Source organism: Butyrivibrio sp. AE2005 (assembly GCF_000686965.1).
Classification (GTDB): domain Bacteria; phylum Bacillota; class Clostridia; order Lachnospirales; family Lachnospiraceae; genus Butyrivibrio; species Butyrivibrio hungatei_A.
Genome location: NZ_JMMD01000014.1, coordinates 1 through 14,726, shown reverse-complemented (window position 1 = coordinate 14,726; position 14,726 = coordinate 1). Strand labels below are relative to the sequence as shown.

Here is a 14,726-nt window from a genome sequence, read left to right as displayed (position 1 = left end):
ATTGTATTCAATATGTATGATAATTGACAATATGTGCATATGGGTATACTATACATAATAACAAAATAAGAGGGGAATATGATGCGAAAAACGATTGTAATATTAATGGTGGTAATAATGGTTATGCTTACTGCTTGTGGAGCTAAGCTTTATACAGAAGGTAATGCTCAAGGGTATACATCGATAAATGATATTGAAGGAATACTTTTTAGTATGTATTCGAAAACTGTAGGAAATGCTACAGCAGTAACAAATATTTCAGAAAAAATGAACTTTGAAAAGGATCAGACTTATCTATATAAGAATGGAGAGTCTGAATATCTTCTCTTTAACATATCATCGGTTGTATTAGCTGTAGAAAAAGGCACTGATTTTAATATGGCTAATGCTAAGGATAAAAAGGAGGCGGTTACATCGCATGACCTTTTAGGTATTTGGTTTGATATACCTAAAAAGAAGCTTAGTTATACTGATAATACCGCAGATGGAACATATAAGTTTATTGCAACTGTTAATGGCGGGGTATCTGTAACATCAGAAATCTATAATGATTTTGCAGGAAAACTGGTAGTCATTTCTGATGGAACAGATGAATGGTCGTTATTTATTGGTTCGGTTGGAACTGATTATGATTCTTTAAGTGATGATATAAAAGACACAATAAATTATATTGCGGCTTCTTTAAAGATTGCGGATAAAGAGAAAACTCAGGATACAGTAGCAGTATCGCTTGGCGGACAGACTACAGAAAATGATAGTGAGGTGAAGGATAGCTCTATGGATGCTTCACTGGAAGTATCTATAGAAGAGGGTGATGAAGCAGCTGTTAATGCAAGTACAGAAAATACATCAGAGGAGCCGATGGAAGAAAGCAGTAGTGATGCAAGCTTTGAAGAAATAAGTGCAGATAGCTCAAGTACAACTGATAATTCAAATGAGGATTCAACAAGTGAAGATGAGGTGGAGATAATAGAAGTTGATTCTTCTTCAATAGATTTCGGCGATGATAAGCCAGATGATGAAAAAGATGATGATGTCGATACACCGGAAGAGAGTGCGGATGCAACTGAAGCCGATGAACAAGAAACAAAGCGTGGAGAAATTATTACTCTGAATAACCAGAAAGAAGAGGAGAAAGCTGATAACAAAATATATAATTCGTCTGTATACGATATGCTAAAGCCTGGGAATTGGGGATATGCCGATGTGCAGACAGGTAAAATCAAGGAGACAGTTGCAGTAAAAGTTTCTTCGCTTTGTACTGCGCAGGAGGCTGTTAATCTGATAAAAAAAGCGTGTACTGAAAAAGTGGTACCGTATTCTTATTTTGAAGCCCCTGTAGGATGTTCATGGCACCTAGTTAAAGTGGAAGATCAAGGGAAGAAAGGATACTTAAATATAAAAGTTGTTGGAGCAGATGGAAATAAGCTCACTTTTAGGGGAATTAAATATCCTATGAGAACATATATGCTTGATTTTAAAGACGAAGTATATGCATATTATGCTGTTCCGAATGGCTGCTCTGAGTATGTTCTTGAGGTAGGAGATGGAACAATTAGTAATGAATTGGCAAGTGCGTACTATCTTATTGATAATTACTGATAGGAGGAGGCAGAATGCTGATACAGATGACTTTTCTTGTATGTAAAATGCTTATATTGCTATGGTTTGCGAATAATGAATCGACTTTTTTTCATGAGCTGGGCCATTTTTTAATGGCACGTAGATACGACAAAAATGTATATGGAAAAATTCAGCTTAGGTACGCAAATGTTTTGTTGATGATACAAAAATGGGGACTATTAAAGATAAAGAATTGTGAATTCATTAGAAATAAGAAGTTTGGTGTAAAAGGACGAACAGATCTAAGCAATAATTATATTTGTTATACGGATTCGGAGATAAAAAAGATTGCGATCAGCGGGCCTAACCTGGGCACATTATCGATATTATTGTTTGGGATAGTATTAGAGTATACCTTTGTGTTACTAAAAGCGGAAAGTTTTACTGCATTGTTTATATGCGTAACACTAATGCTTGCGGCTATCTGGAGTTATGGAAAGTTCTTTTTTTATAGGGAAGAAGGAACTGATTATTGGATTTATAAGAACCCAGCTTTATTTAGGGAAAAGTGCAGGGCCTGTTATGAAGAGATTTGTATGCAGCAAACAGCTCAGACTATTAGGAATAATCGGAGAATCTAAAAACACTGATTGTTGAATGAGAGAAAAGTGAGGTAGACATGCGTCATTTAATTAGATCAATCATAGGTGTAATGTTTGCAGTAACATCCTTGATATCAATTAAGCATTTTGTAGAACAGGCTCAGATCTTCGAAAAGATAAGGGAAGGTCAAGAGGTACTTAAACAGGTAAATGATGATGTAGAGGACATTAAGAATTTTGCCGAAGAGAGTGGGATGATTTCTGAAGCAAAGAAAGATTTTTCATATTTTGCCTCTATAATGTCAGATCTTATCGAACATACTGAAATTGGCAGGAGAGCCCATTTTTCAGGATTAGATGCAATAAGAGGACTTAGAGATTATGCTGATAAAATTATTAGAGAAAAGATAAAGCAAAGGTAAATGATAAAAGAGCTTCTTTAGAAAAAGTAAGGTTAGTTAATATTGCAGACGGAGATACAGTAACTGTTGTTGCTGGAGATGGCCTTGAATATAGAGTAAGACTGATAGGCATCGATACGCCGGAATCGGTAAACACGGATGAAGCGAAAAATAATGAATATGGACTTATGGCTAGTGAACATACAAAGAATATCTTAGATGGAACAAAAGAATTGTATTTAGAATATGACAAAGAAGATATAGACAAGTATGGAAGATTATTAGCGTATGTGTGGCTTTCTAAAGATCAGTCTTCTATAAATAATATGCTCAATGCCAGAATACTTTCAGATGGTTATGCGATTGATATGGGATATGAACCAAATGACAAGTATGCGAAAGAATTTAAGGCAATAAGAAATGAAGCAAATAAGAATTGTCGTGGGCTATGGGCATACGATGAATATCGAGCGTTAGTTGGAGAGGAAAAATGAAGTCAAATATTTTACCTGTAATAATCATATTGGTATGTACAGCTGTAGTGGGAGGCTGTGCAGTAAGGTGTTTTTTTTACAATTCGGAAGAGAAAGTACAATATATTGGTTCCTATGAAAAAGAATTAGATACAAATACTAGTGGGACCAAATATGTGATGGATGAAGTTAGCCCTCCTAAGAAGGAGGAGATTGAAGCTAAGCAAACAGAAGCTCAAGATACAAGTGAATTGGAAAGAATTGTTGAAGATTTGAGCAAGCAAGCAGAGAAAAGCAATATAGTAGATCCGTGAGGCATTAGTATGAGAAGAGAATTGAGAGAAAAATATCTGGATTTAAGTCAGAGATATTTACAAATAGACAGAAATAACAAAGATAATGTACTGGCGTTTCTTTATTCTATTGATACAGATAAATATGATGAGAATAATGCGCTGGATGTATTTGAGCTATATCTTTTTGCGACTACATATGGAAAATATACTAAGAAAAACATTAAGAGTGAGATTGCTCTTCAGAGTGAGATCAAGAAGATGCCTCCAATAATGAAGCTTGCCGACAGAGCCAATAGTATAGTGGAAGAATATGAGAGCATACGGGAATTTGCGAGTGTCACAATAGAAAAAAAAGATGATTTGTTTATTGGTTTTTATAGAGAAGTTATTGAAATGTGTTATGAAATGGTGGAAATAGGTTATACCTGTTATATCAAGAGTTACCCTAATGATAATCTGAGAGGAAGGCCTCACCATGTAGTTTATCTGTCAAAAAAACGCCATATTGAAAAATTGATTCTCAAGATACTTAGAATCTTTTTGGATGGGCAATTGGATGCACTTCCTGTAGTTGTCGAGTTTATAAAACCTGCTTCTGATGGTGAAGAACAGAAAAGAAAGACTTTTTGCTTTAGGAAGACAAGTAGCGGATTTATTGATGAGGAAATAATATAAGCATGGATATGTACAGGCAAGGGGACAAGTGATGAGAGCAAGAAAGAAGAAAAAGATGCTTTGGACATTCGCAGTTATCATGGTTATAGCTGCAGTTTTATCGATATGGTTTACTAGAAGAATTCCGGTAAAGAAATTATATAAGTCAGGAGAAATATTACTGGAAGATACGGAAAAGACTGCTAAGGTATCAGATGGTTATGCAAATGAAACATCGTATTCCGGATCAAGTTATGTGCCTGCAAGTGTATTTTCTTTTCCTTTTAAAAAAACAGAATCCTATATTAATAATAAGGAATATATAAATGACATAGGAGCTGAAGAGGCGGGAGTCTTATCTGATAGGATAGCGAAAGCCCTTGAAGAAATTTACAATATTAATTATGAAACAATCGATCATGAGACGTACAAAGGGGTTTTTGACGAATACGCAAGTTATGGTGTTGGCTGCATAAATACTTCAACGGGGGATTATTATGAGGGCTCTGAAGATATCGCAGATATGATAATCAATTTTGCTAAAGATACAGAGCTTGTCATGGAATTAAAAGCATATAGTGACAAAAGCCTTGTATATTACGATGAGCAAAGCGACATTGTAAGAGTGAAGGTTATCGGTGCCATTTATAACTGTAAGAACATAAAGAAAGTGGAAGATTTCCTTGGAGTTGATAGTATAGAGATTGGAACACCATTTTCGATGATTATTGATGTATATACAAACGCAAATTTTGTAATGGATGATCACAGTTCATTTGTGATTCAAAGAACAAGTAAAATAATGTGATTCTAAAAACACAGTTTTTGCAAATAAAAAATGTTCTTTGTTTCAATTAATTTGACTATTCATTAAAAGGAAATAGATATAATATAATATTTGGTAAAGATGTAAAGATAATAAATCAGTTATGGATTATCTGCGTAATGTTTTGCTAAAGGACAGTATTGAAGGGGGCTTTCTTATGCGTTCATGTATGCAGATATATTTCGTTTTAGGAAAATAGCTGAGATGAGAAGTTAAACGAAGAACCATGACAAAAGTAGGAATATATAGGGGTACTATCTATAAGGAGGGGTAAATGATTATAGATTTATTGGACTATGTAGAAAAAATAGCAGAGCAAGGTGGTAATATTAAACAAAAGGAGCTCTGCGATATATCTGGAGTCAACAGATATACGATTAGCATGGCCATGAATCAGAATGATGGTATTTATAATATGAAACCAGATGGAGTGTATAAGTTGTATTTGGCACATCCTAATGCGATTACGATTCCGGATGATTTCATATATTATTCAACAGCATCTTTTAAGATTTCAGCAAAGGCTTCTAATATCCTATATCAAGACATAGCTGAAAAAGTTGAGATTCCTAAAACATCTATAAGCAGAACTGTTTTGAACAGAAAAAATTATTTTATATATGACAAAAAGGATTATTTCACAGCTTTTGAAAAGTTGTATATTCCTATGCTTGGAGATGAGGTGGCAATGGAATATCCGGAAGAGATCGATATTGATGAACTGGTTTTGGCGCTGAATAAAGCCAAGAAAGTTAAAGGGGTGACCGACGAAGCTGTTTTTATCACGAACCTTGTTATGTATAACTTGGAGGCGAAAGCTTCATTAATAATAAAAGAAGGCAGGCGTATCTATAAAGATCTGGAGGATGCTGAGATATATACTAAGGTATGTGCTGTTTTGCCGCAGGTATATGATGTGAAGATAATTATGAATAAGTAAAATGTGATACGGATCATATCATGGAGAGATGCAGTAATGCATCTCTTTTTTTATATGTAAAAAAAGAAATTTATGAGTCAATAAAATATCAAAAGGCAAAGTACGTATAATACATATTATAAGAACCTAAAAATGTGATAAAATTGGACTTGAGAAGTCAGAGTAAAATTTATACGAACTTTTTTATATAGAAAATACGAACTTATTATAGAGGTTAAAATGGCTAATAAGACAACCGTTGCACTTACAAGGGAACAATATGATGAAATTATAAGCACTATGCGAGCCGGAGGATCGTACTTTAGGAAAAATGACAGGATAGCTACCGCTTTAGTACTTGAAGCTAATTTAGGGCTACGAATAGAAGATATCTTAAAGCTTAGATTAAATGACATAATCCTAGATGGAGACAGGTATAGACTAAACATCACCGAGCAAAAAACTCATAAGAAGAGAACATTTACTGTTCCACTTCCTATATATCAGTACATAAAAATATATGCTATAGAAAATAATATTAAAGAAACAGAGAGTCTATTTCCAATATGTGAGAGGACTGTTCAGAAGTATCTTCAAAAAGTTTCAGACTATCTTGGATATGATAATATTGGCACACACAGTTTTAGAAAATTTTATGCGACAGATATCTATAATCATAATAATCACGATATTATGCTTGTTCAGCAACTTTTACAGCATAGTAGCGTAGCAACTACGCAAAGATATATTAGGATTTCTTCACAGATGCAGGAAGAAGCAATATTAAACCATATGATTTTGAGATGAAATAGCCCAATTTGGGCTGTCAAAGGGTGCATTGTCTTATTATGAAAAGTATAGTATACTCTAAATGTCAATAAAGAGAACTTGCTGACGAATTCTATGATGCTTATACAGTTATTTATAAGCTTGCTGTCTGTATACTATTCAAAAATGTATGTAGTAAGGAGTGAAATTTATGACTAAAATGGTTGAAAAATCAAATAGGTTATTTAGGGCGCTTGTGGTGACGTTATTACTTGTTGCGGTTACAACGCTGATATTTTCTATACGTGCGGCGGCGGGAACTGGAACTACAGGGACAGAATATAAGTCAAAAGGAACGGTTACTGATGAGTCGAGTATAAATATTGATTCTACAGATATTTATACCTTGGATAACGCTATAGCAGCGAACAATAGAACGGTAGAGAATTATGCGTCAACTGCAGGTGATATATATAATAATCTTTCTGCAATTGATAGTGCCATAGCAAAAGCCAAAACGGAAATTGCTCAAAACCTCGAAGACATGAACATATATGTTTCAAGGAATGATGCAGGTGCAATAAACTCACATGCAGGTACTACTGACTGGGTAGGAACAACTATGGCTGCAAAAAGTGCAGCGGTAGCAAATTATACTTTGGAAGAACTGATCAGACAGATGAAGATTAGTGTAACCGGCAGTGGTTCTGAGATGACAGCAAAGATCAATGCTGGTGATTTTAAGGGTAAGAGTGCAACGTCTTCAATTACAAGCGGATCACAATCAGTGAATCTTTCGGGAATGACAGAAATTAATCTTGATAAGAACCAACAGGTTGTACTTCCAAGTGGTTATTACGGAAATGGTATGACAATAAATAATGTCATTTCCGGTGAAACACTTAATTGGAATCCGGAAGGCAAAGACACTAAAGTAATAGACAGACCCTATACAAGTGGAGTTATAAGTACTGAAAATGCGTATAAAAAAGGTTACGATACAGGTTATAAAGCTGGATGTGCGGATGGAGCTGCAACGGCGGTTGCGAATAGACCAAATGTCAATATTACTTATAGAGTTAGGCACACGCATGGAAGTTATTGTTATGAAGAGGCTATACCTGAACATTCTGAATGGAAAGGAAATAGACCGCAGGGGGATGGACATTCTGTGGTAAAAAAGTGGGAAAGCACTACAAGATGTTCTGTATGCAAACAGTCCTGGACTGATAGTAGTGGTAATGGATGGCCCGGTCATGACGGAACAGATGGTAGATTTTATAACCATTTGGTAAATGGGAGATGTCCACAGGCTAAAGTTTGTTGCGGAAAACCTGAAGGCGAATATACAACTACAAATGCAATTTCAATAGGCTCAGGTGATACTCTTGTGGCTGCAGAGGTGAGATATTAATATCAATGGTAATAAGTTAAGCCTGATGCAGGATTTAATTCCGGGGATAAGGAAGAAAAAACATGGCAAGATTTTTGGGAAAACGTTTTATAATGCTTTTATCAATAGCGCAGATTGCAACAATGCTATTTACTACAAGCATATCAGCTGAAAGCGGAAAAACAGAAAAAAAACCAGCAGGTCGTGTTGCCGAGCGGATATTACGGAATTCGAAGTGACCGATGGACAACAAATATAGTATTAGTTCTTAAAGCCAATGGTGGCAATATTACTGTTACTTTAGGAGGAGCAGAAGCTCCTGGTAAGGGACAATATGATCGCGTAAGCGAAGCAGTTGTTTTCAAATTTAACTAACGAAAAGCAGAAAGCGAAGGTGTAAATTTGTTTTGTATAAGGGATGAAGAAGTTGCAAAAAAGATAATGAAGATTAGAGGTTTTGCGCTTGATGAAGTTTATCAAGACGAAGAAGTAGCTACAGTATATAAAAAGATTGCCAAAGATGAGGGGCTGCTTAGGCATTGTGAAAACGTTGCTGTTTTAAGCACTATGGTTGGTATAGGATATGGGTTCAACCTTGCAGAGCTTATAGAGATATATGTAGGAGCATTGTTGCATGATGCAGGAAAAGTTAAGCTCAACAAAAAAATACTATATAAAGTTGGTGTTTTGACAAAGGATGAGAGGGCATACACGGAAACACATACAACAATAGGATATAAGCTCCTAAAGAACACGTCTCTTAGTAATGTAGCTCTTGAGATAATCAGGTCACATCACGAAAAGATAGACGGGAGCGGGTATCCCTGTTCTTTGGAGAAGAAAGAAATCTTGATATATACACAGATTGTAACTGTCTGCGATATGTATGAAGCGATGACATCTGATAGATGTTATAGGAAAGCATTATCTGCATCAAAAGCATTGGAGATACTTGAAGCCGATAACGGGATAAACAAAGTGGTTTTATCATTGCTCCAAGAAGGTATAGTGGAATCATCAGTAGATAAGACACAAGAGATTTTATTTGCGTAGGTATACTATACAAATAAAGTCGGGAATAAAGGCTCTTAGGAGGATATATAAATTATGGGCAATCAAAAATACCGAATTCCAATAATCGTAGGTACGGTTTCGGTAATGATCTTAGATGTACTATTGCCATTTTCAACAGATGTTTATGCTGAAACGGGAGAAAGCGAAGCAATATACAGATCAAAAGGAACAATCACAGATGAAGCTGATATAAATATTGATTCATCTGATATCTATATTTTAGATAATGCGATCAATGCAAATAATAAGACTTTGGAAAACTATTCCGCGACAGCAGGGGATATATACAATAATCTATCCGCGATTGATAGTGCTGTAGCAAAGGCTAAAACCAACATTGCACAGAGTCTTGAGGATATGAATATATATGTTTCAAGAACAGATGCTGGCGCTGTAAATTCACATGCAGGGACTACAGACTGGGTTGGAACGACTACATCTGCAAAAAATGCGGCGGTTACTAATTATACTTTGGAAGAACTGATTGGGCAGATGAAAACAAGCGTTACGGGTGCCGAATCAGAGATGACAGCAAAGATTAATGCAGGAGATTTTAAAAGTAAGAAAGCAACTTCTTCAGTATCAAGTGGATCACAGTCTATAAACCTTGCGGGAGCAACGGAAATAAATCTTGATAAAAACCAGCAGTTAGTGCTTCCAAGTGGGTACTATGGAAATGGAATGACTATAAATAATGTAATCTCTGGTGAGACGCTTGACTGGAATCCAGCAGGGAAAGCTACTTTAGTAATAGATAAGCCTTATACAAGTGGCACAATAAGTACTTTTAATGCATATGATTCAGGAGTCAAAGAAGGTCGTGATGCAGGATATAAAGATGGCCATGCTGTAGGATATAAAGAAGGACAAACAGAAGGATATAATAATGGTAAAAATGCTGGAAGGAATGAGACTCTGAATTCAATAAATCCGTGTGTAATTAATAGAGACATCATACTTACTGATAGAAAGTCTTTTTCATTTGCTGCAAATAGTGGAAGTTACTATATAGTTGACATGATGTTGGCCGGATATTTTAACGCACACGAAATTTCAATTTATGGTGGGTACCGACATGCTGATGATTTTCAGGAGAACATATCGATTATGCGTGATCGATGGACAACTAATCTAGTATTACTAATTAGGGCTAACAGTAGTACCGTTACTATTTACATAGGAGGGGAAGGTATTCCAGGTAAGGGAGAATACAATCGTCAAAGTGTAGCATGTGTTTATAAGTGTTTTTAATACGTCGAGAGCAAGAAATAGTCCTCCGCTGCTATAGGTGGGGATAGATTTAGGAGCAGTTATAATGAAACACCACTTTATTTTTCTACTGAAAGTATTTGATATAAATTCAATAAAGATGGATGGAGTTACTAAGAGGCTTAAACGTAAGCTATCTAAAATTGAGGAAGATAAAAAAAGTGCATATTTGTATCGATTGATAAAGGGAAATAAATAGGCTTAAAAAATGAGATCTAATTCAACAAAAATATGCTTATGTTGTGGATGCATATTTAATGCGAGGTGAAACAATACTATATTGTCATTATTTTGGGAATGATACTAATCCTGTTCCCGCTGTTACTCATATACAAAAAAGGTCTTATTCAATGTAGATGCAATTAAAGCTTGAAATTATTGGGAAAATATAGTAAAGTGTACTTGTACGGTTTTAAATTTATTTTATTTATTTAATAACAGTTATTTTTACAGAGTTTTTGCTTACAGGGCAAATACTCTGTTTTTTTTTGTAAAGGAGGAAAAGTATGAATCACAGGAATATTAATAAAACACTTTTTTATGATTTGAAAAATGATTATTCTTACATCTTTTTGTTGTGTCGCCAAAAGTATAGATATATACTGAAAAAGTACAATTTATTCTGAAAATATCTAAAAGCGCTAGAAAGGATCGACATCATGTTATCTAATTATTCTGAACTGTTCTTTGGTCTGTTATTATTATCCATTGTTTTTCGCCGTACAGCACGAAAGTATCGTGATAAACTATCGGAAATCCCTATAAAAGAATTCGATAAAACTGCTGGTAATCTGAGCCAGTATACGTCTCAGCTTGCTTATGAAATGCAATATCTTGTGATGGATAGTGCGATCAAGGAAAAATACAAAAGTAAGAATCCTGCAAAATGGTATGTGACCGATCTCACTTCTAGAGAAGCCAATTTCACTGGCAATTATGTAGATAGGGACCATAAAGTGAGAATTGTTTTTCAAGATGGTAATTATCTTGATAGAACGATTCATCTAAATAAACAGGGTGGCTATCTTATCACAGCAACTATCAGTGATACATAAATCTCTTAACATAAGCTGAAAAGGGGACTACCATGGATACAATTATAATTTATGCTTTAATACTTATTTTCTTATATAAATCATACACTTCATCTACGAATGCAAAGAAAAAATATGAGAATGCTTTGAATTCGCCTATGTATGAGTACCCTCCAGTTCAATACCTGCGTAGTGGTTATGATATTGATATGAAAGGCGTTGTTGAACGAATACACTATGCTGAGCTGGATAGTTTTGTAAAAAGTAACTGGAAAACGGATTTATTAAAGTGGCAATTTCCAAATGATAGAGAAGAATTCAAGTTTTTGACTCAGCAAACTTTTGAATTAGTGATAATCAAGACAGATGGAAGTCAGCATGTTGAGACCATTAAATTTGAACATTTCAATTTAGTAGATGAACCTTATTGTAAAGGCCTTGAAGTAGAATTTATAACAGATTTAATAAAGCAGAACAAGGAACAACTTCTCAAAAAACAACAGGAAGAATTTGAGAGGCGTAAGCAATATAAAGAAAGACGCAGGAAAATCTTTGAAGGCTTTGATATAGAAAGTTTAGAAGAAAGAACCACAGTCTGTACTAACAGTGAATATATTGACTACGTGACAAATGATAAAGAGAATCCGCTGAGCAAGATAATTGAAGAGTGGGCAGAATATAAATTATTTGAAGACCCATATTATGTGGAAGAAGAGGCGGAAGACTTTATCTGCTATATGGATAAGCTCGCACAGCTGTATAACAATTATGAATTTGCTAAAAAATCGGCGCTGATAGGTTATAGTGGCGAGAAAGCGGTTGAAAAAGTAGTCAAAAAGTATGATAAAGATTGGACTATCATTAAAAATGCAGTGTTACCGATAGTTGCTTCTGCAAGGGGAGGTAATTGTAATATATATGAATTTGAGAATGATATTATTCTTCTTTGCTCAAATGCTATATATACTATCGAGATTAAAAACTATCAATTCGGCTCAATAAGCATAAAGCCTGATGGAAGAGTAATCCATAAGAATAAACATGGAGTGATACTTCAGAACGAGGAACAGAACATATTAGAGCAGGCTGAGAATCATCGAATCTATCTCACAAAGCTACTAGAAAAAGTCTGCGAGAAGCATGGAGTAGCCGCAGAAGATGCAGTTAAGTGCATCATAGTTATTGCAAACAATGATTTTGAGATAGAAGAAAATGCTATAAATTTCCCGATTTATAGACCTGTGCTTATAGATAGAGCAGTAAAGAGCAATAACTGTGGCTTGAGTGATGAGATGATAAAAGATGTAAAAGAATACATCGAAGCCAATATGAAAAAGGAACATAAATACAAGCAGATTCTGAGTCCTGAAATCGCGCCTGAAAAAATGGAGAAGATGCAATATGCAATAGATGTACTACAGGGCAAAGAAAAAGTAGTAGAAGTTAGTTGAAAAGCCTCTCCAATAATGGTGATTAAAAACTTTTTTAATGCAGTGTTCTCCTACGCTTAAAGGAGAAGGGGAGGCTGTATTATATTTTCTGATGTTTCACAAATTGACAGATATAAAATAGAAGTATACTATACCGCAAATGCTTGACAAATATATATTTGTGGTATAATAGAAGTGTGAAAACGCAAATATTGACATAAGATTAAGATAAGTATAGACAAGGAGATATGTGATATGAAGACTAGAATTATTTCTATTTTAACGATAATACTAATAGCTATTACGATTTTTAACGTAAGCACAAATATGTGTTATGCAGCAGATATTTCAGTTAAGGGAATGTCTGAAGCTGAAAGAGATTTTATTTCGACATTGGTAATAATAATTAAGAATGAAGGGGAGGCAGGAGCTGTTGAAAGGATTATTATTGGTTGGAATACATATCATGATAATACGACCGTTGTTGGTGTAAATAAGTTTATAGAGGAAGGGTATTTTAAGGACTATATAGATGATTTTACAAATGCAGGAATACCTGTCACATCATCAAGCAATACTCCAAATAATACACCAACTACTGAGCAGAATAAATCTAATAAAAAAACAAAAACTGAATTTACTGTTGAGGATGTTGAACCATATACAGCATGGACAACAAAGAATTGTAACATCCGTTCAGGAGCTGATACCACATATGATAAAATAGGCTCATTGAAAAAATATGAAGAAGTAAAAGTTACTGGTAAAGCTTCGACGGGGTGGTACAGAATTACAACTTCTTCTGGAGCAGAAGCATATATTTCGAATTCACTACTTACAACAGACGATCCCAAAAAGGTCACAGTTCAGACAGTCGAAAAAAACGGTGAAGTTGTCACAACAACAGTCGAGGGAGAGAATCCCTTGGCTGTTGCACAAGTTGTTGAAGAAATAAAGGCAGAAGAAGCTTCAGAAGAGGAACTAAAAGAAGAACCCAAAGAAGAGGAACCTACATATACTTCTGAAATAACAAAAGAAGCAACATGTACTGAGAAGGGAATCAACACATATACGAGCGAAAAGGGTGATAGCTATACAGAAGAAATTCCGATGCAGGAGCATGTACCTGGCGATTGGGAGGTATCAAAAGAGCCTAGTCTTACAAAAGCTGGGGAGAAAGTAAAAAAGTGTACTGTTTGCGGAGAAATTCTTGAAACACAGGAGATACCAGCCAAAACAAATTTGCTTATTGGAATTATCAGTGGATGTGTAGTTGCTATTGGTGGTAGCTTCGCAGGAGTTGTTCTATACAAAAAGAAACATTAAATACTTTATATAAATAAGCATTAAAAGCTCTCTATTACTTTAGTATCAATGTCATTAAGTTAACATTGGGATAATGCTTTGGATGAGAGAAACGGGAATGAAGATGATAACCTTCATTCCCGTTTCTTCCTTTTTAGGCATAACAAACAGGCGGATCTAAAATCCACCTACTAATCATGTTTTATTTTGATTATTTATGCTACTCTATATAAGAAACTATGAAATACTTTTCCTGTCAGTATTCGTTTACGATGCCTATTAGGTCTAACTGGAATTATATTTCTAGCTATTATAGTTTCTAAATTAGGTGATGTCGTTTTTTCACGCAAGAATAGTCTGCAGACATGAGCAGCAACGGTAAAGTTCGCTTTGTATGTATATTTTCTTTGCTTTTTTTCAATGACTACGTGCGAGGTAATCATTTCCGCAAAGTTATACATTATCAGATGTGCGTATATTTCTTGCTGAATACACATCACCTTTTTTGAATGAAAATCTAGCATTCCAATAGTATATTTTAAATCTCTAAATGAAGTTTCTATCCCCCATCTGGCTGCATATAACTTTTTTAAATTTGTTGGCGTATATTCCTTAGCGTCCAAGTTAGTAATTACGGTTTCATATGTGTCTTCAGTAATCTTGAATCGTACGATTCTAAATTTAAGCTCATAAAAGGCTACTGAATCCTTTTTCCTTAG

At 34.8% G+C, this 14,726-nt stretch carries 17 protein-coding genes; 16 read left to right on the top strand and 1 reads right to left on the bottom strand.

The window, feature by feature from the left end; translation table 11 throughout:
• The first annotated feature begins 78 nt into the window (after positions 1-78).
• The 16 genes from DL92_RS0110125 to DL92_RS0110045 all read left to right on the top strand — a co-directional run bounded on the left by DL92_RS0110125 (position 79) and on the right by DL92_RS0110045 (position 14,028).
• On the top strand, positions 79-1,602 hold the full coding sequence (locus tag DL92_RS0110125) for a hypothetical protein (RefSeq protein WP_026667600.1): 1,524 nt from the start codon (positions 79-81) through the stop codon (positions 1,600-1,602).
• Between the two features lie 14 nt (positions 1,603-1,616).
• Positions 1,617-2,204 carry a hypothetical protein gene (locus tag DL92_RS0110120; protein WP_026667599.1) on the top strand — a complete coding sequence of 196 codons (588 nt, stop codon included), beginning with the start codon at positions 1,617-1,619 and terminating at the stop codon, positions 2,202-2,204.
• A 38-nt stretch (positions 2,205-2,242) separates the two neighbouring features.
• Positions 2,243-2,587, top strand: a complete 345-nt coding sequence (locus DL92_RS0110115) for a hypothetical protein (RefSeq protein ID WP_026667598.1) — start codon at positions 2,243-2,245, stop codon at positions 2,585-2,587.
• Between the two features lie 41 nt (positions 2,588-2,628).
• Positions 2,629-3,060: a thermonuclease family protein gene (locus tag DL92_RS20305; RefSeq protein ID WP_081816880.1), complete on the top strand. Its 432-nt coding sequence runs from the start codon at positions 2,629-2,631 to the stop codon at positions 3,058-3,060.
• Positions 3,057-3,353 (top strand): hypothetical protein, encoded by a 297-nt coding sequence (locus DL92_RS0110105; protein ID WP_026667597.1) that lies wholly within the window; start codon positions 3,057-3,059, stop codon positions 3,351-3,353. The genes DL92_RS20305 and DL92_RS0110105 overlap by 4 nt, the downstream gene beginning before the upstream one ends.
• Before the next feature lie 9 nt (positions 3,354-3,362).
• On the top strand, positions 3,363-4,010 hold the full coding sequence (locus tag DL92_RS0110100) for a hypothetical protein (protein WP_026667596.1): 648 nt from the start codon (positions 3,363-3,365) through the stop codon (positions 4,008-4,010).
• A gap of 31 nt (positions 4,011-4,041) precedes the next feature.
• Positions 4,042-4,797, top strand: a complete 756-nt coding sequence (locus DL92_RS0110095; protein WP_026667595.1) for a hypothetical protein — start codon at positions 4,042-4,044, stop codon at positions 4,795-4,797.
• 292 nt (positions 4,798-5,089) lie between these two features.
• Positions 5,090-5,755, top strand: a complete 666-nt coding sequence (locus tag DL92_RS0110090) for a hypothetical protein (protein WP_026667594.1) — start codon at positions 5,090-5,092, stop codon at positions 5,753-5,755.
• Positions 5,756-5,974: 219 nt separating this feature from the next.
• Positions 5,975-6,541: a tyrosine-type recombinase/integrase gene (locus DL92_RS0110085; RefSeq protein ID WP_026667593.1), complete on the top strand. Its 567-nt coding sequence runs from the start codon at positions 5,975-5,977 to the stop codon at positions 6,539-6,541.
• A gap of 172 nt (positions 6,542-6,713) precedes the next feature.
• A complete protein-coding gene (locus tag DL92_RS0110080; RefSeq protein WP_026667592.1) occupies positions 6,714-7,916 on the top strand; it encodes a hypothetical protein in 1,203 nt (400 codons plus the stop codon).
• A gap of 62 nt (positions 7,917-7,978) precedes the next feature.
• Entirely contained in the window at positions 7,979-8,134 is a 156-nt protein-coding gene (locus DL92_RS21060; protein ID WP_155841105.1) for a hypothetical protein, read from the top strand.
• 202 nt (positions 8,135-8,336) lie between these two features.
• Positions 8,337-8,948: an HD-GYP domain-containing protein gene (locus tag DL92_RS18950; RefSeq protein WP_155841103.1), complete on the top strand. Its 612-nt coding sequence runs from the start codon at positions 8,337-8,339 to the stop codon at positions 8,946-8,948.
• Positions 8,949-9,002: 54 nt separating this feature from the next.
• A complete protein-coding gene (locus DL92_RS0110065) occupies positions 9,003-10,220 on the top strand; it encodes a hypothetical protein (RefSeq protein ID WP_026667590.1) in 1,218 nt (405 codons plus the stop codon).
• A 677-nt stretch (positions 10,221-10,897) separates the two neighbouring features.
• Complete coding sequence (locus tag DL92_RS0110055) at positions 10,898-11,293, top strand: hypothetical protein (RefSeq protein ID WP_026667589.1); 396 nt, start codon at positions 10,898-10,900, stop codon at positions 11,291-11,293.
• Between the two features lie 32 nt (positions 11,294-11,325).
• Positions 11,326-12,723 carry a nuclease-related domain-containing protein gene (locus DL92_RS0110050; RefSeq protein ID WP_026667588.1) on the top strand — a complete coding sequence of 466 codons (1,398 nt, stop codon included), beginning with the start codon at positions 11,326-11,328 and terminating at the stop codon, positions 12,721-12,723.
• Between the two features lie 234 nt (positions 12,724-12,957).
• Complete coding sequence (locus tag DL92_RS0110045) at positions 12,958-14,028, top strand: SH3 domain-containing protein (protein WP_026667587.1); 1,071 nt, start codon at positions 12,958-12,960, stop codon at positions 14,026-14,028.
• Between the two features lie 194 nt (positions 14,029-14,222).
• Here the strand turns inward: DL92_RS0110045 and DL92_RS0110040 are convergent.
• Positions 14,223-14,726 (bottom strand): transposase (locus tag DL92_RS0110040; protein ID WP_026667586.1); only part of this gene is annotated, 504 nt, incomplete at its 5' end.

Excerpts from the sequence above, each read along its gene's own strand:
- DL92_RS0110125 (WP_026667600.1), top strand. The coding sequence starts at position 79 with ATGATGCGAAAAACGATTGTAATATTAATGGTGGTAATAATGGTTATG.
- DL92_RS0110120 (WP_026667599.1), top strand. The coding sequence starts at position 1,617 with ATGCTGATACAGATGACTTTTCTTGTATGTAAAATGCTTATATTGCTA.
- DL92_RS0110115 (WP_026667598.1), top strand. The coding sequence starts at position 2,243 with ATGCGTCATTTAATTAGATCAATCATAGGTGTAATGTTTGCAGTAACA.
- DL92_RS0110105 (WP_026667597.1), top strand. The coding sequence starts at position 3,057 with ATGAAGTCAAATATTTTACCTGTAATAATCATATTGGTATGTACAGCT.
- DL92_RS0110100 (WP_026667596.1), top strand. The coding sequence starts at position 3,363 with ATGAGAAGAGAATTGAGAGAAAAATATCTGGATTTAAGTCAGAGATAT.
- DL92_RS0110095 (WP_026667595.1), top strand. The coding sequence starts at position 4,042 with ATGAGAGCAAGAAAGAAGAAAAAGATGCTTTGGACATTCGCAGTTATC.
- DL92_RS0110090 (WP_026667594.1), top strand. The coding sequence starts at position 5,090 with ATGATTATAGATTTATTGGACTATGTAGAAAAAATAGCAGAGCAAGGT.
- DL92_RS0110085 (WP_026667593.1), top strand. The coding sequence starts at position 5,975 with ATGGCTAATAAGACAACCGTTGCACTTACAAGGGAACAATATGATGAA.
- DL92_RS0110080 (WP_026667592.1), top strand. The coding sequence starts at position 6,714 with ATGACTAAAATGGTTGAAAAATCAAATAGGTTATTTAGGGCGCTTGTG.
- DL92_RS21060 (WP_155841105.1), top strand. The coding sequence starts at position 7,979 with ATGGCAAGATTTTTGGGAAAACGTTTTATAATGCTTTTATCAATAGCG.
- DL92_RS18950 (WP_155841103.1), top strand. The coding sequence starts at position 8,337 with ATGAAGATTAGAGGTTTTGCGCTTGATGAAGTTTATCAAGACGAAGAA.
- DL92_RS0110065 (WP_026667590.1), top strand. The coding sequence starts at position 9,003 with ATGGGCAATCAAAAATACCGAATTCCAATAATCGTAGGTACGGTTTCG.
- DL92_RS0110055 (WP_026667589.1), top strand. The coding sequence starts at position 10,898 with ATGTTATCTAATTATTCTGAACTGTTCTTTGGTCTGTTATTATTATCC.
- DL92_RS0110050 (WP_026667588.1), top strand. The coding sequence starts at position 11,326 with ATGGATACAATTATAATTTATGCTTTAATACTTATTTTCTTATATAAA.
- DL92_RS0110045 (WP_026667587.1), top strand. The coding sequence starts at position 12,958 with ATGAAGACTAGAATTATTTCTATTTTAACGATAATACTAATAGCTATT.